Annotated in this window: 23 protein-coding genes; 8 read left to right on the forward strand and 15 right to left on the reverse strand. The window is 47.7% G+C overall.

Annotation, left to right across the window (positions count from 1 at the left end):
- Window positions 1–4: 4 nt before the first annotated feature.
- The 14 genes from pstB to IL_RS10885 all read right to left on the reverse strand — a co-directional run bounded on the left by pstB (window position 5) and on the right by IL_RS10885 (window position 15,283).
- Window positions 5–823, reverse strand: a complete 819-nt coding sequence (gene pstB, locus IL_RS10820) for a phosphate ABC transporter ATP-binding protein PstB (protein ID WP_011235334.1) — start codon at window positions 821–823, stop codon at window positions 5–7.
- A 46-nt stretch (window positions 824–869) separates the two neighbouring features.
- Window positions 870–2,525, reverse strand: a complete 1,656-nt coding sequence (gene pstA, locus IL_RS10825) for a phosphate ABC transporter permease PstA (protein ID WP_011235335.1) — start codon at window positions 2,523–2,525, stop codon at window positions 870–872.
- Between the two features lie 23 nt (window positions 2,526–2,548).
- The gene (locus IL_RS10830; RefSeq protein WP_011235336.1) at window positions 2,549–4,813 is read right to left on the reverse strand and encodes an ABC transporter permease subunit; all 2,265 of its coding nucleotides are present in this window, start codon (window positions 4,811–4,813) and stop codon (window positions 2,549–2,551) included.
- Between the two features lie 162 nt (window positions 4,814–4,975).
- On the reverse strand, window positions 4,976–5,953 hold the full coding sequence (locus IL_RS10835; RefSeq protein ID WP_011235337.1) for a PstS family phosphate ABC transporter substrate-binding protein: 978 nt from the start codon (window positions 5,951–5,953) through the stop codon (window positions 4,976–4,978).
- Between the two features lie 97 nt (window positions 5,954–6,050).
- Window positions 6,051–7,346, reverse strand: coding sequence for a phosphate regulon sensor histidine kinase PhoR (phoR, locus tag IL_RS10840; RefSeq protein WP_011235338.1), 1,296 nt, complete (start codon window positions 7,344–7,346; stop codon window positions 6,051–6,053).
- Window positions 7,347–7,363: 17 nt separating this feature from the next.
- Window positions 7,364–8,050, reverse strand: coding sequence for a phosphate regulon transcriptional regulator PhoB (phoB, locus tag IL_RS10845; RefSeq protein ID WP_011235339.1), 687 nt, complete (start codon window positions 8,048–8,050; stop codon window positions 7,364–7,366).
- Between the two features lie 94 nt (window positions 8,051–8,144).
- Window positions 8,145–9,062, reverse strand: coding sequence for an AEC family transporter (locus tag IL_RS10850; protein WP_011235340.1), 918 nt, complete (start codon window positions 9,060–9,062; stop codon window positions 8,145–8,147).
- 88 nt (window positions 9,063–9,150) lie between these two features.
- Window positions 9,151–10,125, reverse strand: coding sequence for a porin (locus tag IL_RS10855; protein WP_231378591.1), 975 nt, complete (start codon window positions 10,123–10,125; stop codon window positions 9,151–9,153).
- A 135-nt stretch (window positions 10,126–10,260) separates the two neighbouring features.
- Window positions 10,261–11,514: a tetratricopeptide repeat protein gene (locus tag IL_RS10860; RefSeq protein ID WP_011235342.1), complete on the reverse strand. Its 1,254-nt coding sequence runs from the start codon at window positions 11,512–11,514 to the stop codon at window positions 10,261–10,263.
- 11 nt (window positions 11,515–11,525) lie between these two features.
- Window positions 11,526–12,134, reverse strand: a complete 609-nt coding sequence (locus IL_RS10865) for an energy transducer TonB (RefSeq protein ID WP_011235343.1) — start codon at window positions 12,132–12,134, stop codon at window positions 11,526–11,528.
- Window positions 12,135–12,542 carry an ExbD/TolR family protein gene (locus tag IL_RS10870; RefSeq protein WP_011235344.1) on the reverse strand — a complete coding sequence of 136 codons (408 nt, stop codon included), beginning with the start codon at window positions 12,540–12,542 and terminating at the stop codon, window positions 12,135–12,137.
- Between the two features lie 21 nt (window positions 12,543–12,563).
- Window positions 12,564–13,094 (reverse strand): MotA/TolQ/ExbB proton channel family protein, encoded by a 531-nt coding sequence (locus tag IL_RS10875; RefSeq protein ID WP_011235345.1) that lies wholly within the window; start codon window positions 13,092–13,094, stop codon window positions 12,564–12,566.
- Between the two features lie 2 nt (window positions 13,095–13,096).
- Window positions 13,097–14,476, reverse strand: a complete 1,380-nt coding sequence (locus IL_RS10880) for a MotA/TolQ/ExbB proton channel family protein (protein ID WP_011235346.1) — start codon at window positions 14,474–14,476, stop codon at window positions 13,097–13,099.
- A gap of 12 nt (window positions 14,477–14,488) precedes the next feature.
- Window positions 14,489–15,283, reverse strand: a complete 795-nt coding sequence (locus IL_RS10885) for a DUF3450 domain-containing protein (protein ID WP_011235347.1) — start codon at window positions 15,281–15,283, stop codon at window positions 14,489–14,491.
- Window positions 15,284–15,459: 176 nt separating this feature from the next.
- Between IL_RS10885 and IL_RS10890 the strand changes: the two genes are divergently transcribed.
- Together IL_RS10890 and rdgC are read left to right on the forward strand one after the other, a co-directional pair.
- Window positions 15,460–17,193 carry a sensor histidine kinase gene (locus tag IL_RS10890; protein ID WP_011235348.1) on the forward strand — a complete coding sequence of 578 codons (1,734 nt, stop codon included), beginning with the start codon at window positions 15,460–15,462 and terminating at the stop codon, window positions 17,191–17,193.
- 73 nt (window positions 17,194–17,266) lie between these two features.
- Window positions 17,267–18,157, forward strand: coding sequence for a recombination-associated protein RdgC (gene rdgC / locus IL_RS10895; protein WP_011235349.1), 891 nt, complete (start codon window positions 17,267–17,269; stop codon window positions 18,155–18,157).
- Here the strand turns inward: rdgC and IL_RS10900 are convergent.
- Entirely contained in the window at window positions 18,154–19,002 is an 849-nt protein-coding gene (locus IL_RS10900; RefSeq protein WP_011235350.1) for an HDOD domain-containing protein, read from the reverse strand. The two genes, rdgC and IL_RS10900, sit on opposite strands and share 4 nt — an antisense overlap.
- Window positions 19,003–19,099: 97 nt before the next feature.
- On the opposite strand from IL_RS10900, the gene IL_RS10905 reads away from it, so the two are divergent.
- The 6 genes from IL_RS10905 (at window position 19,100) to IL_RS10930 (ending at window position 26,171) form a co-directional block, all read left to right on the forward strand.
- Window positions 19,100–20,764 (forward strand): dipeptidyl-peptidase 3 family protein, encoded by a 1,665-nt coding sequence (locus IL_RS10905; protein WP_011235351.1) that lies wholly within the window; start codon window positions 19,100–19,102, stop codon window positions 20,762–20,764.
- 439 nt (window positions 20,765–21,203) lie between these two features.
- Window positions 21,204–21,935, forward strand: a complete 732-nt coding sequence (locus tag IL_RS10910; protein WP_231378592.1) for a metalloregulator ArsR/SmtB family transcription factor — start codon at window positions 21,204–21,206, stop codon at window positions 21,933–21,935.
- The gene (gene arsB, locus IL_RS10915; RefSeq protein WP_011235353.1) at window positions 21,922–22,962 is read left to right on the forward strand and encodes an ACR3 family arsenite efflux transporter; all 1,041 of its coding nucleotides are present in this window, start codon (window positions 21,922–21,924) and stop codon (window positions 22,960–22,962) included. The genes IL_RS10910 and arsB overlap by 14 nt, the downstream gene beginning before the upstream one ends.
- Before the next feature lie 247 nt (window positions 22,963–23,209).
- Window positions 23,210–24,205 (forward strand): ArsJ-associated glyceraldehyde-3-phosphate dehydrogenase, encoded by a 996-nt coding sequence (locus IL_RS10920; RefSeq protein ID WP_011235354.1) that lies wholly within the window; start codon window positions 23,210–23,212, stop codon window positions 24,203–24,205.
- Complete coding sequence (gene arsJ / locus IL_RS10925; protein WP_011235355.1) at window positions 24,205–25,416, forward strand: organoarsenical effux MFS transporter ArsJ; 1,212 nt, start codon at window positions 24,205–24,207, stop codon at window positions 25,414–25,416. The genes IL_RS10920 and arsJ overlap by 1 nt, the downstream gene beginning before the upstream one ends.
- 77 nt (window positions 25,417–25,493) lie before the next feature.
- Window positions 25,494–26,171, forward strand: a complete 678-nt coding sequence (locus tag IL_RS10930; RefSeq protein ID WP_011235356.1) for an NADPH-dependent FMN reductase — start codon at window positions 25,494–25,496, stop codon at window positions 26,169–26,171.
- Window positions 26,172–26,249: the final 78 nt, after the last annotated feature.

The raw sequence follows: 26,249 nt of genomic DNA on the forward strand, positions 1-26,249 counted from the left end.
CTCCTTAACCGTAACGACCGGTAATATAATCTTCTGTTTGCTTCTCAGACGGGGTCGTAAACAGAGTATCAGTATCGGCGTACTCAATCAGTTTACCCATATACAAAAACGCTGTCTGGTCTGAAACGCGCGCGGCCTGCTGCATGTTGTGCGTGACAATAACCACGGTATATTTGTCTTTCAAATCGGTGATCAGCTCTTCAATGGTCAAAGTCGAAATAGGATCCAAAGCAGACGTTGGTTCGTCCAGCAACAGAATTTCCGGCTCAATGGCAATAGAACGCGCAATAACCAGACGTTGCTGCTGACCACCCGACAAACTGAAAGCACTGGCGTTTAGGCGGTCTTTTACTTCATCCCATAAGGCTGCGCCACGCAATGACGTTTCTACCGCTTCATCCAGCACTCGTTTGTCTTTTACACCCTGTAAGCGTAGACCATAAACCACGTTCTCATAAATAGACTTAGGGAACGGGTTAGGGCGCTGAAACACCATACCGACACGACGACGCAGTGACGCAACATCGACATTCTTGCCGTAAATATTGTGGCCGTGCATATCAATTTGCCCCTCAATACGACAAATTTCAACCAAGTCGTTCATGCGGTTAATGCAGCGCAGAAGCGTTGACTTACCACAGCCCGATGGTCCGATAAACGCCGTTACGCGGTTGTTCGGAATGCGCATAGAAATATCATACAACGCCTGATCTTCACCGTAGTAAAGATCCAGGTTTTTAATATCTAAAGCAGTCTGTTCTGCTGGCAAGTTGTGTAAGTCCAGCTTTTCTAAGTTGCTTGTACTCGGATTTACCGAAATCATAAGTTCAGACCTTTTCGCTAATTCATCAAAACTTTCGTGCTCAACTTTAATGCTCAAGTGAGCGGTATTTTTCACGTAAGTGGTTACGTACGCCAATGGCTGTTAAGTTCAAACCGACAATAACGGTTATCAACAAGAAAGACGTAGCGTAAACCAGCGGCCGGGCAGCCTCGACGTTCGGGCTCTGGAAGCCTACGTCGTAAATATGAAAGCCCAGATGCATAAATTTTCTGTCCAGATGGAAGTAAGGAAAGTTTCCGTCCAGCGGCAACATAGGCGCCGACTTAACCACACCCACCAGCATCAATGGTGCAACTTCACCTGCAGCACGGGCAACGGCCAGGATCAAACCGGTCATAATAGCCGGTGACGCCATAGGCAGAACAATGCGCCAAATGGTTTCCCACTTAGTAGCCCCCAAAGACAAACTACCTTCGCGCAACGAGGGTGGAATACGGGACAAACCTTCTTCGGTCGATACAATCACCACCGGTAGAGTCAGAATAGCCAGAGTTACCGCAGACCACAGAACGCCTGGCGTACCAAAGGTCGGGCTGGGCAAGGCTTCCGGATAAAACACCTGGTCGAGACTACCGCCCACCATGTAAACAAAGAAACCTAAACCAAACACACCATAAACAATAGATGGCACACCCGCGAGGTTGATAACCGCTATACGAATCAGCTTGGTCACGGCGTTTTTACCCGCGTACTCGTGCAAGTAAACAGCCGCAATAACACCAAAGGGCGTCACAATAATCGACATTAACAGCACCATAAAAACGGTACCGAAAATTGCCGGGAATACACCGCCCTCGGTATTGGCTTCACGCGGAGGTTCAGATACAAACTTACCAATTTGCTGGAAGAAATGCCCTATTTTTGAGAAAAAACCCATGTCGTTAGGGAAGTTCACATCCAGCACCTGATACATAGGTACTTTTATTTCCTCACCACGCATGTCGCGCATAATCAGTGAATCGCGACCCGCTTTATCGCGCAGTGCAAACAGCTCTTTTTCATACTCAAGATACTCGTTATGCAGCTCTTCGCGACGACGTTCAATGTCGTCCATGGCTTCCTGAGTTAAGTTCCCCTCAAGCTCAAGACTGCGGCTCTCAAGATTGAGCTGGTTTAGCTTGTAATTAACCGCACCTATTTCGCCTTCCTGCAGCGCCATGGCTTCTTCATTAAGCTCTACCGCTCGTTCCATGCGTTGAAACAGCTCTTCACGCAAGTTGCCTTGTGTCGCAACTCGCTCCCCCTGCTGCTCAATCGCAACTGGATAACCATAAAAGTTACCGTCTTTGGTTCGTTCAATAACGGCCAGATCAGCTGGCGTTTCGTCCGCACGAATCGCAGGCCCTAACACCCAGGCAAAATCGAGAGGCACATACTCACGGTTACCAATTTTCATTAGGTAACGAGTCACTTCCTCTTCTTCATAGCCGTCCATGATAGTGCCTGCGTCACTCACTCGTGACGTTGGCACCGACTCGCTTTCATAAATTTCACCAATTAACGTGCGCGTTGAACCGTCAGCCTGTTCAATAGACATTTCGTGAATAGCTGAAGGCCAGAAAAAAGACAGCCCGCGCCAGCCAATCATAAGCACCAGCCCGATAACGGCTATCAGACTGATACTAACTGAACCGGCGGTTAACCAGATCCAGGGCTTTCCGGATTTAAACCATGTATTCATTGCTATAAACCTCTGTTCCGGAATTACATCGAGCTGTATTTGTCACGCAAGCGTTGACGGACAAATTCAGCAATGGTGTTAAAGAAGAAGGTAAATATGAACAGCACAAAAGCTGCCAGGAACAAGATTCGGTAGTGCGAGCTACCAACCTCAGATTCCGGCATCTCGACCGCAATGTTGGCAGATAAGGTGCGCATACCTTCGAAGATGTTCCAGTCCATAATTGGCGTATTACCGGTAGCCATCAGAACAATCATGGTTTCGCCCACAGCGCGCCCCAGACCCATCATAACCGCCGAGAAAATTCCCGGACTTGCAGTTAACAAAATGACTTTAGTCAGTGTCTGCCATGGGGTAGCACCCAATGCCAGAGAGCCATTAGATAAATGCTTAGGCACACTGAATACCGCATCTTCGGCAATAGAGAAGATGGTTGGAATAACCGCAAAGCCCATGGCGATACCCACAACCAGCGAGTTACGTTGGTCAAAGGTTATGCCTAGTTCATTGGTTAAATAGCCACGCACATTACCGTCAAACAGGACTTCCTCAACCCAGGGGCTCAGACCAAACGAGAACCAGCCAACCAGCAGAACCACAGGAATAAGCAGCAATGCAGCGCGACCGTCAGTTACGGTGTTACGAATATTCGGCGGTAGCTTTGACCATAAAAATGCCGTTAGTATGATGGTTGCCGGCACCAGCAACAGCACCGCTATCAGCCCGGGCAGGTACCTCTCTATGACAGGTGCAAGCCAAAGACCCGCTAAGAAACCAAGGATAACGGTAGGCAGAGCTTCCATGATTTCTACCGTCGGTTTTACGTATTTACGCACCGAAGGCGACATGAAATAGGCGGTATAAACCGCAGCCGCTAAACCAATGGGTACTGCGAACAGCATCGCGTAGGCGGCAGCTTTTATAGTACCGAAAGAAATAGGCACCAAACTGAATTTAGATTCAAAGTCATCGGAGCCGGAGGTCGACTGCCAGGTGTAGTCAGGCTCCGGGTAACCTTCGTACCAGACTTCCTGCCACATAGCGCTCCAGGTTACCTCAGGGTGCTCATTATCAACATCGAAGACACTAAAGCGATCGCCGCTTTGCATAATCAGATAATTTGCCCGCGGATCTACCATGACATTCTGTAGCTTGTCTTCTAACGGTTTGCCCCGGTATAAATCGGCTTCAGAGGTGGTGTGGAAAATACCCAAATCGCCATTTTCAGAAACCGTGTAAAAGGTCCGGCGATAGTATTCAACTTCAATGTTCTCAACCGGAGAGCCTGCGTCAAAAGAGCGGATGTACTGGTATTCACGCCCCTCGTCGGTCGATACCTGGAACCACTGAGAAATAAGCCCGGAGTCGTGAGTTAAGAGCACCGAACTGGCGCCGGCCAACAAGTACATACCCGTTGCATTGCCTTGCTCGCGAGAATCAATAATGATCAGTTCGCGCTCTTTTACGTTCCCGGCTAAGTCCACATCAAAGACGTGTACCCGGTTACCACGACGAGCCATAACCTGACGCAAATCCGGGGTGACAATCAAATCATCAATATTGCCGTTGAGGCTGACGCGATGAAAAACGGGCTTTAAGGTTACCTCGCCGGTCATGAAGTTTTCTTCAGCGGCGTACTTAGTAATCAATAAGTTATTGCCGCCCTGAACAGCCGCAAACAGCATTGCTTCGCCATCGGTATCGTAAGCCAGTTTTTCCAGCGCCTCGCCATTCTCATCAACCACCAGTGGTTCGCCATCATTCAGGGTCTCAATGCGTGGCGTAATGGTGCGCTCGGTTAGACCGGTTTCCGGGGTTTCCGCGAAAGTGACCCCGAATTTAGGTTGCAGAACAACCGCGGAACCGTCATTTAAGCCGTAGGCATATTGCTTGTTTACCGGAAGGCTACTGGCAAAACTGGTAATTTTGTCGCTATCGGCAACCTGCTCCCAGCTAATAATATCACCGGCTTTGCGCTCAGCAGCCGCTTTATCCTGTAAAGCAAAAAACTGAAACTCGCCGGTGTCCATCAGGCGATAACCAATTTCGGCCTGCTCTTCCATACCCACAGCATTAACACCGGCACTGTTTGGCAAAGAGAAGCTTTGTTGCTCAGTTAAGTCAACTGAGCGAAAAATTGGCTGGACAACATAGAGTAGGTAGAAAAAGATAAGCAACAGTGCTACCAGAACCATAATACCACCTAAGGTGACACCATAGCGTGCGGCACGATCTTTAAATAATCGGCCCCGATTAGCGGCTAGTTGTTGAGCTGACAGTGATGCCATCAGAAACCTCAAGTTTGAATACGCGTTACTAAAAGTCTGCAGACAGTTTAGTTGAATAATATGACAGTATTGTTACACCGCTGTCATAATTTCTTAATAATGCCGTAATAGTTATAAAAAAAGCCGGCAGCAAGCTACCGGCTATTCCTTTAGAAGGTTAAATTAATCTAAACCAAGCTTCTTCAGTTCAGCTTCAACTACCGCTTTTGGTAAGCCGATATAACCGTCTTTATTGACGATATCCTGACCTGTTTTTGACAAAATCATGCGCAGGAATTCACCTTCCGCTTTGCCCAAAGGTTTAGTCGGGTGCTTGTTCACGTAGATGTACAGGAAGCGCGCTAATGGATACTGACCTGCCAACGCATTCTCAGCTGTCGCGCCAATAAATTCCTGGCCTTCGGCTTTGGCGATAGGTACCGCTTTAACGCCTGACGTTACATAACCAATACCGGAATAACCAATCGCATTAATTGAGGTAGAGACTGACTGCACAACAGACGCTGAACCTGGCTGCTCATTCACGTTCGAACGGAAGTCGCCATCACATAACGCCACTTCTTTAAAGTAACCGTAAGTGCCGGATACCGAGTTACGGCCATAAAGCTGTAAGTCGCGGTTGCTCCATTCACCATCCATATCCAGGTCGCCCCAGCGGTTCACTTGCTCGTTCAGGCCACATTTACGAGTTGATGAAAATATTGCATCAACTTCAGGAATTGTCAGACCTTCAATTGGATTATCTTTGTGTACGAATACCGCCAATGCATCAATGGCAACGCGAACCGGAGTCGGCTTGTAACCGTGACGCTTTTCAAAAGATTCAATTTCTTTTGATTTCATTGCGCGACTCATAGGACCGAAGTTTGAGGTACCTTCGGTTAAAGCTGGAGGCGCGGTTGAAGAACCTGCCGCCTGCACCTGAATGTTCACACTTGGATAGTTGCGCTTAAACTCTTCACTCCAGAAGGTCACCATATTAGCTAAGGTATCAGAACCAACTGAAGATAAATTGCCTGATAAACCGCTGACTTTTTCGTATTCTGGTAAATCGTCAGTTGCCGCAGCTAACGAACTAAACGCCAGCGAACCTGCAACAACCAAACCGGTTAATGTTTTGTTCAAAGTTGATTGAAACATAGTGTATTCACCTCTAAGGGTTATTGAACTGTTTTCGAATTGTGGTCAGTTTAAGACGGTTATGTGACAACTTTATGACAATATGAAAATTTTATGACTAACTGACTAATAGCCCGCTCGGTATACGAAATGAGAAACGGCTGCCCTTTTCCAGCGAGCTATTAATGTCTAGTTGCGAGTTGTGATGTTCTATTGCGTGCTTCACTATCGACAGCCCCAACCCGGTGCCACCACTGGCACTGTTGCGATCATCCTCAACCCGGTAGAAACGTTCGGTAAGGCGCGGCAAGTGTTCTGCAGCAATACCTTTACCGTTATCTTTAACACTGAACTCAACACCACCGGCTACGGTTTTCCAGGTGACTTTTATTTCACCGCCGTCGGGTGTGTAATTAATAGCATTGGTTATTAAATTCTGCATCGCACTGCGCAGCAGGTTTTCCTTGCCGTAAATTCGCACGGGCGCAACGTCAAACTCAATTTTATGTTGTTTCACTTCATTTAAACGCTTCGCTTCAGACTCTAACTGTTCCAGCAAAGCTGGCATATCCACTTCGTGATCAAAGACATCATTACTTGGCGTTTCCATGCGCGACAGGGTGAGTAACTGATCTACCAGATTAGCCATACGAGTGCTTTGCGCATTCATGTTCTCGACCGCTTTTTTCAGCATAGCCGGTGGCGTCTGCTGCGGCTCATCCATCATTTCCAGATAACCCTGTAATACTGTCAGCGGCGTTTTCAGTTCATGAGACACGTTAGCCACAAACTCACGACGTAAGTTCTCAAGGCGTTTTACCTGAGTGACGTCACGGGCAACCAGAAGAAACTGGTCTTCGCTGTAAGGCATAATGCGAATTTCAATGTCCAGGCTTTCGCGAATGGGTGAAGGAATCGTCAGTTCTTCGTCAAAATTACCGGCGTTCAGGTAGGCATAGAATTCAGGATGCCGAATCAGGTTCGATAACCGCTGTCCGGCATCGTCCGGCCAACGCAAACCAAAATAGAACTGCGCCAGCTTGTTACTCCACAACAACGCGCCGTCAGCACGGAACACAATAGCAGCGTCAGGCAAAGCTTCAGCCGCTTCACGAAAACGGCGTAATAAGCGCGCTAAAGCCTTACGACGTTTTTGGCTGCGCCGCTGCGAGCGATAAATACCGTCGTAAATATACGACCAACTGCCCGGCGCGGAAGGCGGCATTAAGGTACGGCTTTGCCATAACCACTTAATAAGCTTTTGCTGGTAGTAATAGTGCCAGCAAACCAGTCCTAATAGGGCCAGAGCCGTTACCGGCCAGAACAGGTCAAACAGCCAGCCAATAAATAAAAACGGCAGCAGGAATAAGGCAAGACTGGTCAGTGACTGCCAGTTGGAGTAGTTCCTGTCCATACTAAATCAGCCTGCGCTTAGCGACTTGAAAAACGATAGCCAACTCCCCGAACCGTTTGAATCAAACGGTCATAACCATGTTCGGTCAGGGCTTTACGCAAACGGCGAATATGAACATCAACAGTTCGGTCTTCCACATACACGTTGGTGCCCCAAACGTGGTCCAGCAGCTGTTCACGACTGTATACCCGCTCCGGGTGTGTCATAAAAAAGTGCAGTAGTTTGAACTCTGTCGGGCCCATATCAATGCCTTTGTCATCGACCGAAATACGGTGCGATACCGGATCAAGTTTTAAGCCTTCAACTTCCAGCGGTTCGTCGAGCACGGTTGGCGCAACGCGGCGAAAAACGGCGCGCATGCGGGCCATAAGCTCTTTTGGGGAAAAAGGTTTGGTAATATAGTCATCAGCACCCACTTCCAGGCCTTTAACTTTATCTTCTTCTTCGCCTCTTGCGGTGAGCATGATGATAGGAATATTACGGGTAAAATCATCGCCTTTAATTTTTTTAGCCAGCTGCAGACCTGAGCCGCCCGGAAGCATCCAGTCCAGTAACACCATATCCGGATAGGGTTCGGCAATTTTATCGACAGCAGCGTCAAAGTCGTTGGCTTCCACAGCTTGATAACCGTGTTGTTCCATAACAAAGCTCAACATCTCACGAATAGGCGCTTCATCTTCAACAATTAGAATTCTACGTGACATGCATTGTTTCCCTAATATGAACTGATGGTTCAATTATTACTAAAGAATATGACACTTTTATGAATCTAGACACATCTCTGTCAAATTTCTTATATCAATGCGCAGAGAGCAACTGCAATAATTGGTAAACAATGGGCAAGGAAACAAAGGCAAACAAGATACCGTAACCGACCATAGCCGCCGACAAACGCGGCGCCAGCCCAGCCATAATAGCCACTGCTCCTGCTGTGATCATAGGCGGCATAGCACTTTCAAAAATAGTCACCTGAACCAGGGTGCTGTCAAAACCGAAACCATACAATAAGCCAACGGTAATCAGGGGCATTAGAACCAGTTTCGTCAATAAACCTATCGTTAATGGTGTTTTACTGCCCTTAGGCAGGCGAAATTTCAACTGAAAACCCACGGCTATCATAATAACCGGCACTAAAGTCACCGCCAACGAGTCAATAAGCCGCTGAAAAACTTCCGGATAAACCAGAGATTTCGTTAACAACGCAATAATGAGCGCGATAAAAGGCGGGAATGTCACAATTTGACGGGTAACACTGGCCACTGTGGGTTTATTGTCCTGCTCGCGATACAGGGCGATAACAATGGTCGAGTAAATTGCCAGACCAAAAAAGGAACCGAACTGATCGTATAACAGGCCATAGACAATAGCGTCACTGCCATAAAAGGCTTCTATCATCGGAAAGCCAAAGAACGAAGTATTGCCCAGTGGCACACAGATAAGTAACGCGCCAACCACTTCCCGGGGCCATTTAAAAGCTCGCCCTAACAACCATATGAAAACAGCACTAAAGGCTAAGAGAACCCAGGGAATAACAACCGGAATTAGCAGATCAGTGGAAAACTCCAGAGCCGGAACTTTACTGAAAATAACGCCAGGTAAGGCAGCGTAAATAACATAGAGATTAAGAACTTGCGCGCTGTTTTCCGGGCACTTGCCGGTACGCTTGAGGATAAAACCAATAAGTAAATAGAGCCCCAATACGGCGAGGTTGATCATAGCGTACAGATAGGTTGAGAGTGACCGCTATAGTGTAGCCTGACAAAGAGTGTCAGGCTACTTTTGTGTTTTTCTGCAGAGGAAACGCTTACCAGGAAAAGTCGTGGCGAATGCCGACTGCAACAAAGTCCTGCTCAATACCTGGCGTTGCGCCGCAACCCTTGGTTGAGTACAAGCTGATGTCGCACTCACGACCCGTGTACCAGGCATAAACACGAGTATCGCCACTGAAGAAGTAATCGGCACCGACAGATAATGAAGCGTCGTTATCGGTGTCATCATCTATTGCCTGATACTGTGCTTTAAAAACCCAGTTTGCATAAGGATGAGCAGCGCTGATTAAGTAACCGTCAGAATCATTTGAGCCATTAATAGTTTCAAATTGCTGCAAAACCACACCGACTCGGGTTTTGCCAAACTTAGTAGCGCCGGTTAATTGGGTTACGTCATAACCATTCACATCACGATCAAAAGCTAACGCAGCATAATAATTGGTTTTCTTCAGCTTACTGTCACCGTACAACAGACCAAAGGAAAGACCGTCGTCAACATTGTCATTTTCTGACGCTATATAAGTAACCCCGAAACTAAAGCCTTTATAAGAAGGTGAGTAATAGGTCAAGGTGTTGTCTGGACGGTTTTCACCCTTGAATAAACTTTTCAAGTCGGCTTCAAAGTCTTTAAACTCATCAACCGAGCCTTGAGAATCCTTTAAAAAAGTATCATAACGGCCAATCATCACTTCGCCAAAATTGCCGCGCAGGCCGACAACTTGGTTTCGATTCGTTACGGCGTCTTCTTCATCATCAGAGTCGGCTAAATCAACGCCAAACTCTATTTGATAAAAGACTTCTAAATCGGACTCCAGTTCGCTGGCACCTTTAAAACCGAAACGTGATGAATTACTTACCACCTCAGTTTCTGAACCAAAACCATAGTCATTACTTTGAAACGAAACATTTGCCCGGCCGTAAACCGTTAAACTGTCATCATTATTAGCGAAAGCCGAAAAGCTGGCTGCAGTGGCAGCAATCATTAACGGAACCGAGTACTTTGTCATCATTATCCTCACAAAAAAACAAAACCTGTATAAATTTCGCGCACATTATAATGAATGAAAAAATTATTACAGTTTTTTTTCGTTTTTTAGTCAATCACATGACATTATTGTTAGGATACAGTTATAAATACTCGCTTATTATAAGTTTGCCATTTGCTGTTGCTGCTTATACTGACTTTTCGCGTATTTAAGCCATTGTTTTGCAGAGCGTTCCGCCCCTTCAATTTCTGCAGCCTGCTCAAAAGACTCAATAGCCTGCTCATAACGTTTCAAGTTCAGTAACGCCATTCCTTCAGCCAGATACAAATTACCCTCGTTGTCCAGCTCACCTTTGCTAAAGGCCTGTTTCGCGTATTCTACTGCCTTTTCATTATTATCCAGTGCCAGATACAGCTGAGCTATTTGCGCCGCAAAGTTTCCGTGCTCAACCTTTTCTGACGCTTTCATATAGGCACTAATGGCTTTTTCATTTTCTTTTGCCTGAGTATAGGCCTGAGCAACAAATTTCAGGTTATCGACAGAGGCATCAACTTTGCCTTTAGACATGGCTTCCTGCATGGTTTCTGCCGCTTTGTACGGCAATTCATTAAAGTAATAAGCCTGAGCTAACTGCCTCCACTCACTGCCTGTTTCGATATACCCCTGTTGATGCGCGGCTTCCAGTACCGCCAGCTGTTTCTCGTCCTGTTCCAACTGCGCGTAAACACCAGCCAGTTGTACCCAATACTCCGGCTTGCTGTAACTGGTCACTAAACGCTCCATGACTTTGGCAACCTGCTCTGGCTGCTCCAGCTCGTAGTGCAATGCACGTTTTAAAATCAACCAGTTTTCATCTGGTATTTTGTTTTCTGCATCGACAGCTGCAATGGCTTTATCAATTAGAGACAAAGCTTCCTGGTATTTATCAGCCTGGTAATAAGCCTGTGCTTTTAACACCCAGGCTTTACCCATCTCACCTTCTTCCGCAAGGCCTTCCCATTGGTCTAAAAAGCTAATTGCGCGCTGGAACTGGCCATCACTTAAGGCAAGTTGAGCCAGGCTGTACAGCGTGCTTTTTTCCAAAGATTCAGGAATAGGCGACTCTTTTACAACCTTTTCAAAGTAGTTAATAGCCTCTTTGGTATTGCCCTGCTCGTAATACATGAAACCGTAAAAGTTCCACATCATGGCGCGCTCGTAGCTGTTCATGCTATCCGCTTTTTCCGCCACTTCGCCCAGTATCGAAATGCCCTCGGCGAGGTTACCGTTATCGGCTTGTTCCTGCGCCCGCGCCAGTTGTCCGTAAACTTTTTCCCGTAACGCCGGCACTCGTTCAGTCTGTTGTGCCAACACCGGGTGGGCAAAGGCCAGCCAGCAACTACAAGCCGCAAAAGTAATGAATTTAAATTTCATAAGTCACCCAATCAGTTCATTTCAAAGGTCATGCGGTTGCGGACACCATCCACTTCCACCGCTTCGCCATCAATAACCCGAGGTTTGTATTTAAACTTCAGTACGGCATCCATTGCGGCCTGATCAAAAATACCTTCCGGTTCTGCCTGGACAACCACCGGATCTCGCACCGACCCTTGTTTTGTCACCGTAAACTCCACCACCACGTAACCTTCTATGCCGCGCTGCAAAGCCCGGCGCGGATATGCAGCCTGAACCTTCACAATAGGCAGATACTCGCCGTCGCTTGCCTGCAGTGACATACCACTGCCAATGTCTGCACCGCTGTCCATATTGGCCGAAAAGTCATAACCTGATCCGCCGTCAGTATCCGCAATATCATTATTCATTTGCGGCTGGGGCAAATCTTCAGGTGGCTGCTCAGGCTCTGGGGGGCGTTCAGGCTTGCGCTCCTTCTCCTGAACTTCTTCAGGCTCAGGCGTGCGCACAAAGTCCAGCACGCTGCCCCGGGGCGGTTCGCTCATTGCGCCCTCGCCACCACTGATCAAGGACTGCATCAGGTAAAACAAACCAATGGTGACAAAAGCTGCAACCAGTAATGCTGCCAGGAATCTCATCATTTACTCTTCATCCGTTGCTACAGAAACGTCGTAAACCCCCGCTGAGCGGGCTGCATCCATTACCTTAATTAACACCCGGGTGTTTGACTCCTGGTCCGCCTGAATCACCACAGACCCTTGCGGATTTTCCGCGTACAAACGTTCGATGTTAGCTTGCACTGCCCGCACATCCACCTGGCGCTTATCAATCCAGATTTCGTTGCTTTCACTTATCGCAATTAAGATGTTGGCACGGTCTTTTTGCACTGCGGTGGCCGCATCCGGGCGGTTCACATCAATACCGGCTTCCTTCACGAAAGACGCCGTGACAATGAAGAAAATCAACATAATGAACACCACGTCCAGCATGGGTGTCATATCGATAGCACTTTCTTCTTCTTCAATTAAATTGGCAAAATGCTGCTTCATAATCCTGTCCTCGACATCACCTTAGTGACGCTCCAATAAAATTTTATCTTCCAGCTTCATGCGCTCACGGCGAGTCGTACGTTGCAGCCAGGTTGCGGCAAATACACCTGACAAGGCGCCAACCATACCCGCCATGGTCGGAATAGTGGCTTTAGAGACACCCGACGCCATTGAGCGCGCACTACCGGTTCCGGTTACCGCCATGACATCGAACACTTCAATCATGCCGGTTACGGTACCCATCAGCCCCAGCAGCGGACACAAGGCCACCAGCGCCTTAATAATCGGTAAGTTTCCGCCTAACGCCAAACTGACCCGCGAAATCATCGCCTGCCGAATTTGCTCTGCATTCCACGACGATTTATCTTCCCGCTGCTGCCAACGTTGCCGCGTTTCTTTCACATTTTTACGGTGCCCGTTGAAGTAATAAAAAATGCGTTCAAGAATCATCAGCCACATGGTAAAAATGAGGATTCCGATGACCAGCAGAACGTGTCCGCCGGACTCGATGAAATCTCTAATCGCATTACTGAATTCAATGAGGAATAACACGGTTACTCTCCTCGCTCAGACCGCTCCGCGATAATGCCGGATGCTTGTTCCTGCAGTATATGAATCAGGTTTTTACTACGCGTGTGTAACGTCGCGAACAGTAACGTCATGGGAATCGCAACCACCAGGCCCAGTACCGTCGTTACCAGGGCTTGTGAAATACCACCTGCCATCAGTTTCGGGTCACCCGTACCAAACAAGGTAATTGCCTGGAAGGTGTTGATCATACCAGTGACCGTTCCCAGCAGACCCATTAGCGGTGCGACCACTGAAATAATTTTAATGAACGTCAGGTTGCGGGTAATCTTCGGCACTTCACGCAAAATCCCTTCACTCAGCTTCAATTCCAGGGTTTCAGTGTCAGCCTGCGGATACTTGTCTTTCAGCAACATCACTCGGCCCAGCGGGTTATCATCGCTCGGCTTATCTTTTTTCAGCTGACGCTTCACTTTATTGCCCAGCAGCATCAGCGAAACAAAGCGTTCCAGTGCAAACAGCAGGCCAATAGCACCCAGTGCTAAAATGATGTAACCAACGGTTCCGCCCTGATCAATACGCTCACTCAGGCTTGGCGCCTGAACTAACAGACTCAGAATTGAACCACCAGTGGGGTCAAGACCAAAAGTCACAATGCCGCTGTCGGTTTGCTGAATCTCTTCTGCGGTACTCAGGTAGCGGCCTGCTGGCTGACGTACCAGTTCGGCAACCGAACCGGTTTCACCCACTCGTTCCAGATATTTACCGTCTGCAACCAGGTTGAATGCACCGACACGAACCACTTCTTTTTCTGACTTGTCGCCGTTTGCCGCGGTAACCTGAGTGGTAAATTCAGCAACTTTACCGGATTCCGTCATTTCCTGTTGCAAGGCAAACCAGACGCTTTCTATGTCTTCAATAGAGGCCAGCTTAGACGACGAGCCCATACGTTCAGCCAGTTCCGATAAATTCTCGGCACGCCCGGGATACTGAGCAGAAATAACCGAGTTATCAAAGTTACTTGAGGCGTCGTTAGCCACCTGCTGCAAAACACCGAACAGCTCTTTCAGTGAGCCCATGCGCTGCGTTAAAGTATCGCTCAAGTTACCCAAATCAACTTCATTCTGCTCGAACTGAGTTTCCAGTTGCTCTGCGCGCTGCTCCAGACGATTGCGCTCGGCAATGGCGTCTTCCAGCATAGCTTTTTGTTCTTGCTCTCTTTCACGAAAACGCTGTTCACGTTCTTTGTTGTTCTCTGACTGCGAGAACTTGCCCTGCTGCAACTGCTGCAGAAGCTCATCTAAATTAATGGGTTCCTGCGGAACCGGTGCCGCCAAAGCTGCGGAAGAAGTGATGGCCAGTAGCGTTACTGAGAACCATTTTGCAATCTGCTTACTTAATCTCATGGCTATCATTCCTTATTGGCCGCTGCCGTTGTTAGAAGAACTGGTCGATTTATTCGCGAACAGCGGCATCATCAGTAAATCTGGCGCCAGTTGTTTTCTGGCAATACGAATGGCTTCGTCAATTTCTGGTAAGTGCTTACTATCAAGCTCTTCCCAGCTGCGCGTTTGCTGGTTCCATAATCCCAGATGCTGACCGTCGCGGGTTTTGTAAATCAAAGCGACACGGCCAACACGCAGGAAGGTGACGTCTTGTTGCTGACCATCAATTTCGTGTTCAGCGGTATAAGCTTCAATGTTGCGGCCGTAGTCAGCTTCTATCTGGTAAGCTTCCATAACCCGACGGAACTTCTCAGAGACATCGACGTTGGCTCTTTCCATCAAGTCATTCAGCTGCTGTAAGCGTTCACTTCGCTCGGTCTGCAGAAACGGGGCGTCTAATTCAACAAAAGACTCAAGCGAGTCAATCATCCGCAACATTAGTGGAGTAATTTGGCGTTCGACATAACTGACCTGATCAATAGAGTTATTAATGTCGCTTTTTTCACTTTCCTGGCTATCGATTTGCTGCTCGACTTGCGCGGTATAAACCTTTAATCCATCAATTTCTTTCATGATGCGTTTATACTGTTGCAGTCGTTCCTGCATATCATCGGAAATCTGGTCTATAGTCAGTTGCGACTGACGGGCAGATTCATTAATAGAGGATGCCTGCTCAACCACAGGTTCCAGTGTGTCCTGTTGCGAATAAGCCGGAGCCGCAACTAAGGCTGCAACAGCTAAAGCGCCAGCAGAAGTAATTAACTTCATAAATTATGACCTTTGTGAATTAATTTGTGGCGACTTTAGTCACTTTTCGTGACAGCTTAATGACTGTAATATGTCATTTTTGTGTCAGTGCTTTTTATTGGCGGGATTGCTTTATTGCGTTATTTCAGTCAATGAATTAGTTTATCCCTATCTGTACAACTCGTTGACCTCAGTCTATGGCAATCAAAAGTATTTCATCCTCCTTATTAACTCGCGTGCTTTCCGTCTACTTTTTGTTGACGTTAATTGTGACCGCGATACAAATTGGAGCTGAATATTTTGATACCAAACGAGTACTGATTGCCGAACTACAGAACCAGCAAAGCACATTTAATGGCTCCCTGACGCGTTCGCTTTGGGAGTTCAACAGCAACCAGATTGATACCATTGCCGACGGCCTTATTAGTATTCCCGCTATTGCCGGTGTTCTTATCCGCGACGATGCCGGTAATATTTTGGTGCAGCTGGGCGAAACCACAGAAATGAGCGACTTGCCCGACGACAATAGCGAAGGAGCGTTGCTACCTGAACGTAACGGTATTTTTGGCTACTACGATTCACTCATATTTGAATTTTCGGGCCACTCCACCAAAGTGGGTGATGTCAGCCTGTTTTCGACCCGCGACATTGCCATTGACCGTATTAAAGTGAGCCTTGGCTTTATTATCGGTAACGCCATTATTAAAAGTATCTTCCTTATTGTGCTTTTCACTATTGCCTTTAACCGCATGCTGAACCGGCCACTAAGTGACTTAACTCAGCAAATTAAAGGGTTCCGGCTGGATAACTTAGAGCGCTCCAGAATTCGCTTAGACGACCAGCACAACAATGAACTGGTGCTGGTCGAGCAGGCCTATAACCAGCTGCTGGACAATATTGAAGAATATCAGTCGGATCTGGACCGTACCCAAAAGAAACTTAAAGCCGCTAACCGCCAGCTGGATGAACAAAATGCCATACTTGAACAGGAAGTGGCGCGCAAAACATCCAGTTTAAGTCAGGTTATGCTTGACCTTGAGCAACGCAAGAACGAGCTGGAAATGCGCCAGGAAAAACTGGAGCGCGAAGTTGGCCAGCGCCGTGCAATTGAAAACACATTGCGCCAGTCTAACCAGCGGCTGGAGTCCTCCCTTAATAACCTGCGGGAAACTCAGCAACAACTTATTGAATCGGAAAAAATGGCGTCGTTGGGTGGGCTGGTTGCCGGTATTACGCACGACGTGAATACGCCCATAGGTATTAGCGTTACGGCGTCTTCTTACTTACGCGAAAAACTCGACACTCTGGATCAGTCGCTGCTTAATAAAGAACTGACGCAAACGCAACTGAAGAAGTTTATAGAAGAAGGCCGCGAAAGCCTTAACTTACTGGACAGCAACCTGCACCGCGCGTCCGATCTTATTAGCAGCTTTAAACAAGTGGCTGTCGACCAGGCGTCGGACGCTATCCGCGACATTAACCTGAAAAGTTATATCGAAGACTTAGTTCAGTCTTTGCAGCCTCATCTTAAAAAGACCAACCACCAGGTGCGTCTTGAATGTGCCGATGACATTTTCATACGCTGCCCGGCCGGCGCTTTATCGCAAATTTTCACGAATCTGATTCTTAACTCGCTACGCCACGCCTTTGACGGGATTAGTGAAGGCCTTATGATCATTTCTATCCGGCTTGATGGCGAAACTCTTCAGGTGCACTATTCTGACAATGGTAATGGTTTATCCGAAGCTCAACTTAAGCGGTTATTCGACCCCTTCTTTACCACGAAAAGAGACCAGGGTGGCAGCGGCCTGGGTACGCATATTGTCAGAAACCTGGTCACTCAGACACTGTCTGGTGAAATCAGCGCTGAGAGCGAACCCGGTAAAGGTTTAAGCTATTTCTTTTCATTTTCTGTACAGGTTTTAAACTGACAGCTCAGCCCTAACGGGCTACAATCTCTGCCCTTATTTTTGTTTTATTTGTTGCGACAGGAACAGCTTACCTATGTGGTTTAAAAATCTTCGTTTTTATCAATTCAGCGAAACCTTTTCCCTGCCTGATGATTTCTCTGAGCAATTATCTGAGCACAGCTTTCACCCCTGTTCGCGCTCGGACCAAAGCTCATTTGGCTGGTCTTCGCCTTTTGGCGCAGACAATGAAGTACTGACTCACAGCCTGGGTAATTGCTGGTTGCTGTGTGCCAAACGAGAAGAAAAAGTACTTCCCAGCACGGTTGTTAACGCCCAGCTAGATGAAAAGGTACGCCAGATCAGTGAAGCTGAAGGCCGTTCGGTGCCGCGCAAAGAAAAACAAAACTTAAAAGAAGATTTAATACACCAGCTTCTGCCACAGGCATTCAGCCGTTTTCGCCAAAGCTGGGGTTACATCGACCTCGACCGCCAAATTATTGCTATTGATGAATCAGCAGCCAATAAAGCCGAAGACTTTTTAGGTTTGTTGCGTGGTTCGGTCGGCTCGTTACCTGTGCGCCCGGTAAGCCCTAGTGACGCAGTTGAAACTTACCTGACGGCCTGGTTACAAAGTGCTGAATTACCAAACCCATTCGAGTTTGGCGATGAAGCCGAACTGCGTTCGCCACAAGCTGACGGTGGCATTATTCGTTGCAAGCAGGAAGACTTAACCCGTGAGGACATTCAGGCACACTTAGCCGGTGGCAAGCAAGTCACTCGTTTAGGTCTGGTATGGCAGGAAAATTTAGAATTCATTATTGAGTCGGATATGGCGTTGAAACGAGTTAAGCCGACAGACCGTCTGCTCGACGCCAAAGATGATTTGGTTGACCCTAGTCCGGAAGAAAAAATCGACGCCGACTTTGCACTGGTTAGTGCCGAAGTCGGGCTTCTATTTGACGATTTAAAGAGAGCTTTTGGCTAAGAGAGCAAGTCCAGCATTTGGCGGTAGGATTTCTGCACAGACTCCTGCTGCCAAAAATCGTCGGTCTTAATTACCCCCAGCATTTGATACTCAACCAAAGTCACACTGTCCTTATTAGGTTTCACGTTTCCGGTTAACAAGCCAGCCAAATGCACAATGTCACAATAGTTCACGGTTATCGCATCGTTTAAGGTCATTCTGCCGTTGTAATAGCACAGCGGTACCTGCACCAGATTTGGCGTAAATTGCCAGTAGCTGAGAATATTACTGCCTAAAGTCGAGCTAAACTGGGTAATACACTCTTTAATAAAAGAAGGGTTGGCGAAACTGTCTTCAAATTCATTCGCCATATGCAAAATTGGGGCAACGCCAATGCGCGACACCATACCAGCTAACAATGCAACGTCCTGATGCAGCCGGTGCCCAATTCCTCTGTGTTGTAAGTCTTCGGTTATAACAACGGCTGCCGCCGCAATTTCTCTGCTTTCAACAATAAACTGCTGAGAAAACATCTGTACTATGTCATTGTCCGGCTTAAACACCTGCTCCATTGCCATTGCCAATGCCAGTGTCCGAATGCGCCGCATACCAATACGAGTTAACGCCTGCATTAAGCTCTCGGCTTTGTTTCTGCCGCCAAGGTACGCACTATTCGCCAGGCGAATAAGCCGTGCTGTCAACGCGGTATCTTGCTGAATAATATGACAGAGATCGTGCAGGTTGCAGTCCGGATCCATGGCTGCGTTGCGCACTTGCTCTGCCGTTTCAGGTAAGCCGGGAAGTTTTAATTCATCACGTCTGAGTCGCTCGTCAATTAGCATGTATAGTGCATTTTGCGATGACATTTTATTTCCTTATTATTATGGTTTTCTTGCTTCTGAAAAAGCTTGGAAGTAGATTAACAGAACTTTACAACAACTCAATTTCTAGAAACGTCATATTATGAAAAAAACACTTTTTAGCTTAGCACCACTAGCACTGGTTTTAATGGGTTGCAGCGAGCCACAAACCACCACACAAAACCCTGATAGCGGACAACAAAATAACTACGAATTAGTTGAGGGGGCAGAACAAAGACTTGATATCTACACACCCTACCAACTAAAAACGGACCTGTCGCATTTATCAAACGAGCAGAAAAAAATGGTCGGTTTACTCATAGACGCGTCAAAAATTATGGACAACCTATTTTGGCAACAAGCGTTTCCGGGTGATAAACAAAAACTTTTAAACCAAGTGGAAGAAAAAGCCCGTGAGTTTACTGTTATTAACTACGGACCATGGGATAGGCTAAACAATAACCAGCCCTTCTTAACCGGTTTCGAAGACAAACCTGCAGGCGCCAACTTTTACCCTGCCGACATGACCAAAACGGAATTTGAAAACGCCGAGCTTGCGAACAAAGACAGTTTATATACGTTGTTGCGTCGCAACGATGAAGGCGAATTGAAAACAGTAGCCTACTCAGAGGCTTATAAAGAGTCTTTAACTAAAGCCGCTGATTTACTCCGCCAGGCTGCCGATTTAGCAGAAAACAAAGATTTTTCAGAGTACCTGCGTTTGCGCGCCGATGCTTTTTTAAGCAATGAATACCAACCTTCCGATATGGCCTGGATGGACATGACAGGTAACGATATTGATGTGGTTATCGGTCCTATTGAAAATTATGAGGACCATTTATTTGGTTACAAAACCGCTTTTGAGTCTTACGTGTTAATAAAAGATAAGGCCTGGAGCCAGCGTCTGGAAAAGTATGCGGAGTATCTGCCGCAGTTACAGGAAGGTTTACCGGTTGAGCCCGCTTACAAAGCAGAAAAACCCGGCGCTAACGCTCAGCTAAACGCATACGATGTTGTTTACTACGCAGGCCATTCAAATGCTGGCAGCAAAACCATTGCCATTAACCTGCCTAATGACGAAGAAGTTCAGTTAGAAAAAGGCACACGTCGTTTGCAGCTTAAAAATGCCATGCAAGCTAAGTTCGATAAAATACTAGTACCAATTGCCGCGCAGCTCATTGTGCCAGAGCAACGTGAAGACATTACCTTTAACGCCTTTTTCGCTAACACCATGTTCCACGAAGTGGCTCACGGCTTAGGCATTAAAAATACCCTGAATGACAAAGGCACCGTACGTTCAGCATTAAAAGAGCACGCTTCTGCTTTAGAAGAAGGAAAAGCGGATATTCTGGGCCTGTACATGGTGACTCAGTTATTTGAGCAAGGCGTTTTAGCCGAAGGCGAACTGAAAGACTACTACACCACCTTTATGGCCAGTATTTTCCGCTCAGTTCGTTTTGGTGCCTCAAGTGCACACGGCAAAGCCAACATGATCCGCTTTAATTACTTCGCCGACGCAGGCGCTTTCGATCGTAACGCCAGCGGTCAATACGCCATTAATATGGACAAAATGCGCGAAGCCATGAACAGCCTGTCAGAAAAAATACTGACACTGCAGGGCGACGGCGACTACAACGGCGTAGCTGAACTGGTTGCAACGCTAGGCGTTGTCAGCCCGCAACTAAAAGCCGACCTGGACAAACTAACCGACGCCGGCATACCGGTTGACGTCACCTTTGACCAGGGCAAAGAGGTGCTTGGGCTTTAACTGGCATCGCGATACGTAGCCTGACATTTATGTCAGGTGGGATGTTGAACCAAGAGCGCTGAGGCTACAGGAGCTACTGTGGAGGACGCCCGTGAATACATCCCTGTAGGGCTTGGGCAGCGCCATCCATGGCGCTGCACACCTCCACAGTAGCTCCCGTAGCCGTCGGGCGCGCTCGTGGCTTAACATCCCACCCAACACCAGTGGCAGATAGGGCCGGTTGCTCACTTGTTTCGCTTGAGTGTTGAATCTCCTGTGGCGGAGTGTCGAAGGCCAAGGATGGCCTTCGTCAAGCGTTCATGGATGAACTCGTAGCGTCTCCGCCACAGGAGGTTCAATGCTCAAGCGAAACAAGTGACAACCGGCCCCTTCTCACTGTTGCACCTTCTACATATTCGATCTACCATATATATGAAATATCGAATATGTGATGATGCCCATGACCAAGAAGGTTCTGTTTCTCTGTACCGCCAACTCGGCTCGCTCTTTAATGGCCGAAGCCATTTTGCGACAGTTTGGTAATGATGAGCTGGAAGTTTACAGTGCAGGCACTGAACCAACCCAGCCTGAACCTAAAGCTCTTGAAGCGCTGCAAGCCCTCGGGGTTAGTACCGAAGGGTTAAGCTCAAAGGCCGTTTCAGATTTAAGCATCGATGAATTTGATTACGTTATCAGCTTATGCGACCGCGCCCGCTCTGAATGCCAGCTACAATACAAAGAGAACCACTTTATAGCCTGGGACTTTCCCGACCCGGTAAGCAGCAAAAAAACCAATGCCTTTAAGAAGACCGCTCATGAGTTAAGTGACCGCATTAAGATGTTTTTGCTCATTTTGCGCAAGAACAGTGACAAGCCACATTTATTTAATGCACCGGAAGACTTCTTCAAGATCATGGCAGACCCGCTACGCTTAACCATGATAAGCCTGTTAGCCAAGCACAAAGAGCTGTGTGTGTGCGAGTTTGTTGATGCTACCGCCATGTCGCAGCCTAAAGTGTCGCGCCACCTGGCTCAACTGCGCGAATATGGGCTGCTGATTGACCGCAAAGACCAGCGCTGGGTTTACTACCAGCTGAATCCGGCACTACCTGACTGGATGCGTAAAATCATTATTACCACCGCCGACTATAACCCCCAACTGATAAAGGATATCGATAATGGGTGTGTTTGAACGTTTTCTCTCTGCCTGGGTAGCCTTAGCTATTATTGCAGGAACGGCCCTGGGGAGCTTATTTCCAAGCGCTTTCGAATGGCTTTCAGCTTTTGAGTTTGCTCAGGTTAATTTAATTATTGCGGTACTTATCTGGCTGATGATTTACCCCGTCATGGTGCAGGTTAACTTTGCTGCTATCACACAAATAGCGAAAGAGCCCAAAGGTTTAATTCTGACGGTTGTTATTAACTGGCTGGTGAAACCTTTTACCATGGCGTTGGTAGGCTGGTTATTCTTCAAAGGTATATTTGCCGACTTTATTGAACCCGAAACCGCAAACGAATACCTGGCCGGAGTCATTCTATTAGGCGTTGCACCCTGTACTGCCATGGTTTTTATCTGGAGCCAGCTGACCAAAGGCGATGCTAACTACACGCTGGTACAGGTGTCGGTTAACGATATTATTATGATTTTCGCGTTCGCGCCCATTGCAGCCTTGTTACTTGGTGTTACCGATATCATTGTGCCCTGGCAAACCCTGCTATTAAGCGTTGGCCTTTACGTTATTGCTCCGCTTATTGCCGGGTTTATAACGCGCCGGTACATCACCCGCTCAAATTCAGACAGCGATAATGACAACAATAAAGCGCTGACCAATTTCGACCAGACTATGAAACCCTGGTCAATTGTGGGCCTGCTTCTTACTGTAGTGCTGTTATTTGGTTTTCAGGCTGAGGTTTTGCTGACCCGTCCGCTGGATATCGCCATGATTGCTACGCCATTATTGGTACAGACGTACGGCATTTTTGCTATTACCTTTATTATTGCGTTATTAATTAAGCTGCCTTACCGCATTGCGGCTCCGGCCTGCTTAATTGGTACCTCAAACTTTTTCGAGTTAGCAGTAGCCGTAGCTATTTCACTATTTGGTTTGCAGTCCGGCGCAGCGCTAGCCACGGTTGTTGGCGTGCTGGTAGAAGTACCGGTAATGCTCTCATTAGTCTGGTTCGCGAATAAAACCAAACACTGGTTTGCATCAAGTTAAGGCGTGGAGTGATGAGCGCAAAAAACCTTTAGATATGGGAGGGGGAGTTTGTTGTCTTGTAAGCGTTATGAGTGTTGCGCCCCCTATGGTGGAGTGTCGAAGGCCAAGGATGGCCTTCGTCAAGCCCTCATGGATGAGCTTGTAGCGTCTCCGCCATAGGGGGCGCAATGCTCAAGCGAAACAAGACAGCAAACTCCCCCCCAAGCCCAAAAGCAGGCAGGTAAGAGATACACAAAAGGAGTCTTTTATGACGATTAAGGTTGGAATTAACGGTTTGGGTCGTATTGGTCGTTTGGCGCTTCGCGTGGCATGGGAAAACCCTGACCTGGAAATTGTTCAGGTGAATGACCCGGGTGCTGATGCGGCTACTTTTGCACACTTGCTGAATTTTGACTCGGTGCATGGTCGCTGGGGTTATGAAGCCGAAGCTCAGGACAACGCCATTCAAATTGGTGATGAACGCATAGCTTTCACTCAACACAAAACCATTGCCGAGAACGACTGGAGTGGTTGTGATGTGGTTTTAGAAGCCTCCGGCAAGATGAAAACCGTGAAGGTGCTTAACGACTACCTGTCGCAGGGCGTTAAACGTGTGGTGGTATCAGCTCCGGTCAAAGAACCCGGCGCGCTGAACATTGTTTTGGGCGTTAACGACCACCTTTACGATCCGGAAAAGCATCAGATACTCACCGCCGCGTCCTGCACCACCAACTGTCTGGCACCTGTGGTCAAAGTACTGCAGGACAAAATTGGTATTAAGCACGCGTCAATTACCACCATTCACGATTTAACCAACACCCAGACCATTCTGGATGCACCACACAAAGACTTACGCCGTGCCCGTGCCTGCGGCATGAGCTTAATTCCTACATCTACCGGTTCAGCAACGGCCATTGTGGAAATTTTCCCGGAGCTGAAGGATAAAATCGACGGCCACGCAGTACGTGTACCTTTAGCAAACGCGTCATTAACCGACTGCGTGTTCGAAGTGAAGAAATCCACCAGCGTGGAGGAAATTAATGGCTGGATGAAAGAGGCCGCCGAAGGCGAACTCAAAGGCATTCTGGGATATGAAGAGCGTCCGTTAGTATCAATAGATTACAAAACCGACCCTCGCTCAAGCATAGTCGATGCTCTGTCGACTAAGGTTATTAACGGCACGCACGTGAAAATTTATGCCTGGTACGACAATGAATGGGGTTATGCCAACCGCGCAGTTGAACTGGTGGAAAAAGTCGGCTAATGCTCAGTCAGCTGTCGCCGGCTATACGCCAATACTTAATTGTTACGGGTAACTACTGGGCTTTTACCCTGACTGATGGCGCGCTGCGCATGCTGGTGGTGCTGCACTTCCACCAGTTGGGTTACAGTGCGCTGGAAGTGGCTATGCTGTTTCTGTTCTACGAGTTTTTCGGCATAGTCACTAACTTATTTGGTGGCTGGCTGGGCGCTCGTTGGGGGCTCAACAGAACCATGAATATTGGGCTTGGCATACAGATTGTGGCGCTTGCCATGCTGCTGGTACCGGGTTCTATGCTCACCGTCATTTGGGTGATGGCCGCCCAGGCGTTGTCTGGCATTGCCAAAGATCTCAATAAAATGAGCGCCAAAAGCACCATTAAGCTACTGGTGCCTGACGACAAACAAGGTCAGCTGTATAAATGGGTCGCGATACTCACCGGCTCAAAAAACACCTTAAAAGGCGTTGGCTTTTTCCTTGGTGGACTCCTGCTTACCTTAATGGGTTTTCAGGGCGCGGTACTGGCTATGGCAATAGTGCTGGCGGTTGTGTGGACAGGCAGTCTTATTTTCCTGAAAAAAGAGTCGGGCAAAGCTAAGTTCAAACCCAAGTTTAAAGACATTTTATCCAAAAGCCGGCCTATCAATATTTTATCGGGTGCCCGTTTTCTGCTCTTTGGTGCCCGCGACGTCTGGTTTGTGGTGGCCTTGCCGGTGTTCTTAGCCAGCCAGCTTAACTGGAACCACTGGCAAGTCGGCTGTTTTCTCGCACTTTGGGTTATTGGCTATGGCTTTGTACAAAGTGTTGCGCCTAAATTCACAAAAACGGGCAATGATGTACCGAAAACTCAGACTGTTGTATGGAATGCGCTACTGACTCTTAGCCCTCTAGCACTTGCTCTGGCGCTTTGGCAGGGCTTACCCGTTACCCAGAGCATTATTATTGGCTTAGGGCTGTTCGGCATTCTGTTTGCCATTAATTCGTCGCTGCACAGTTACCTTATTGTCTCTTACTCACGCGCCGACGGGGTATCTTTGGACGTTGGTTTTTACTACATGGCCAACGCAGCCGGGCGTCTAATGGGTACCGTTTTATCCGGCTGGGTGTATCAGCAATGGGGGCTGGTCGCTTGCCTAATGATATCAACACTGTTATTGCTATTATCCACGGCTGCAATTAGCTTTTTGCCCGAGCGGGAACAGCATCGCGTCTGATAAGTCGTAGTCTGACATTCATGTCAGGTGCGATATCTGACCTGACGTAAATGTCAGGCTACTATTAAGGAACCACAATGAAATATTTAGTGTTTTTAGGTACGGTACGTGACAGTACGCCACCCAAGCCAGCCAGATTGGGCGAACGTGTGGCAAAGGCCTGCGTTAATTACCTGGAACAAAGCTTCGATAACGCAGAAGTAGAACTTATTGACCCTTTAGATTACCCATTTGAGGATGTTTTTAAGCCACATTTTTCATACCATGAAAAAGACGTTCCCGAACAGTTAGACGCTCTGGCTAAAAAGATTGAAGCCGCCGATGCTTACGTTATGGTAAGCCCTGAGTACAACCACTCCATGAGTCCGGCTTTAGCAAATTTACTGAACCACTTCGGTGCGTCGTTGTACTCCTATAAACCCAGTGCCATTGTGACTTATTCGGCTGGTCAGTGGGGTGGCGTTCGCGCTGCGGTTAACATGCGCACCTTCCTGTCTGAATTAGGCTGCCTGCCGGTATCCGCTATGATCCACGTGCCTAAAGCGCAAACAGTATTTGAGGAAAACGGCAAATTCACTCAGGAGGTTGAGGACACTGAGCGCTGGATCCAGTATTTCGGGCGCACTCTGAATCAGCTATGCTGGTGGGCCGAGGCGGCACAAAAGCAACGCGAAGCACTGAACCCGCACAAGCTGGTCAGCGACTTTAAAAGTGACCCGTCACAACGCAATGCGCCAGACAGCGACCGAAAATAATTTTTCGGTTGTAGTTGGCACATTTTATGCTAAAATTCGCGCTCTTTTTTTGACCAGCCTCAAACCATAAGGAGCCAC

This window comes from Idiomarina loihiensis L2TR (assembly GCF_000008465.1).
GTDB lineage: Bacteria > Pseudomonadota > Gammaproteobacteria > Enterobacterales > Alteromonadaceae > Idiomarina > Idiomarina loihiensis.

Excerpts from the sequence above, each read along its gene's own strand:
- pstB (WP_011235334.1), bottom strand. The coding sequence starts at position 823 with ATGATTTCGGTAAATCCGAGTACAAGCAACTTAGAAAAGCTGGACTTA.
- pstA (WP_011235335.1), bottom strand. The coding sequence starts at position 2,525 with ATGAATACATGGTTTAAATCCGGAAAGCCCTGGATCTGGTTAACCGCC.
- IL_RS10830 (WP_011235336.1), bottom strand. The coding sequence starts at position 4,813 with ATGGCATCACTGTCAGCTCAACAACTAGCCGCTAATCGGGGCCGATTA.
- IL_RS10835 (WP_011235337.1), bottom strand. The coding sequence starts at position 5,953 with ATGTTTCAATCAACTTTGAACAAAACATTAACCGGTTTGGTTGTTGCA.
- phoR (WP_011235338.1), bottom strand. The coding sequence starts at position 7,346 with ATGGACAGGAACTACTCCAACTGGCAGTCACTGACCAGTCTTGCCTTA.
- phoB (WP_011235339.1), bottom strand. The coding sequence starts at position 8,050 with ATGTCACGTAGAATTCTAATTGTTGAAGATGAAGCGCCTATTCGTGAG.
- IL_RS10850 (WP_011235340.1), bottom strand. The coding sequence starts at position 9,062 with ATGATCAACCTCGCCGTATTGGGGCTCTATTTACTTATTGGTTTTATC.
- IL_RS10855 (WP_231378591.1), bottom strand. The coding sequence starts at position 10,125 with ATGATGACAAAGTACTCGGTTCCGTTAATGATTGCTGCCACTGCAGCC.
- IL_RS10860 (WP_011235342.1), bottom strand. The coding sequence starts at position 11,514 with ATGAAATTTAAATTCATTACTTTTGCGGCTTGTAGTTGCTGGCTGGCC.
- IL_RS10865 (WP_011235343.1), bottom strand. The coding sequence starts at position 12,134 with ATGATGAGATTCCTGGCAGCATTACTGGTTGCAGCTTTTGTCACCATT.
- IL_RS10870 (WP_011235344.1), bottom strand. The coding sequence starts at position 12,542 with ATGAAGCAGCATTTTGCCAATTTAATTGAAGAAGAAGAAAGTGCTATC.
- IL_RS10880 (WP_011235346.1), bottom strand. The coding sequence starts at position 14,476 with ATGAGATTAAGTAAGCAGATTGCAAAATGGTTCTCAGTAACGCTACTG.
- IL_RS10885 (WP_011235347.1), bottom strand. The coding sequence starts at position 15,283 with ATGAAGTTAATTACTTCTGCTGGCGCTTTAGCTGTTGCAGCCTTAGTT.
- IL_RS10890 (WP_011235348.1), top strand. The coding sequence starts at position 15,460 with ATGGCAATCAAAAGTATTTCATCCTCCTTATTAACTCGCGTGCTTTCC.
- rdgC (WP_011235349.1), top strand. The coding sequence starts at position 17,267 with ATGTGGTTTAAAAATCTTCGTTTTTATCAATTCAGCGAAACCTTTTCC.
- IL_RS10900 (WP_011235350.1), bottom strand. The coding sequence starts at position 19,002 with ATGTCATCGCAAAATGCACTATACATGCTAATTGACGAGCGACTCAGA.
- IL_RS10905 (WP_011235351.1), top strand. The coding sequence starts at position 19,100 with ATGAAAAAAACACTTTTTAGCTTAGCACCACTAGCACTGGTTTTAATG.
- IL_RS10910 (WP_231378592.1), top strand. The coding sequence starts at position 21,204 with ATGACCAAGAAGGTTCTGTTTCTCTGTACCGCCAACTCGGCTCGCTCT.
- arsB (WP_011235353.1), top strand. The coding sequence starts at position 21,922 with ATGGGTGTGTTTGAACGTTTTCTCTCTGCCTGGGTAGCCTTAGCTATT.
- IL_RS10920 (WP_011235354.1), top strand. The coding sequence starts at position 23,210 with ATGACGATTAAGGTTGGAATTAACGGTTTGGGTCGTATTGGTCGTTTG.
- arsJ (WP_011235355.1), top strand. The coding sequence starts at position 24,205 with ATGCTCAGTCAGCTGTCGCCGGCTATACGCCAATACTTAATTGTTACG.
- IL_RS10930 (WP_011235356.1), top strand. The coding sequence starts at position 25,494 with ATGAAATATTTAGTGTTTTTAGGTACGGTACGTGACAGTACGCCACCC.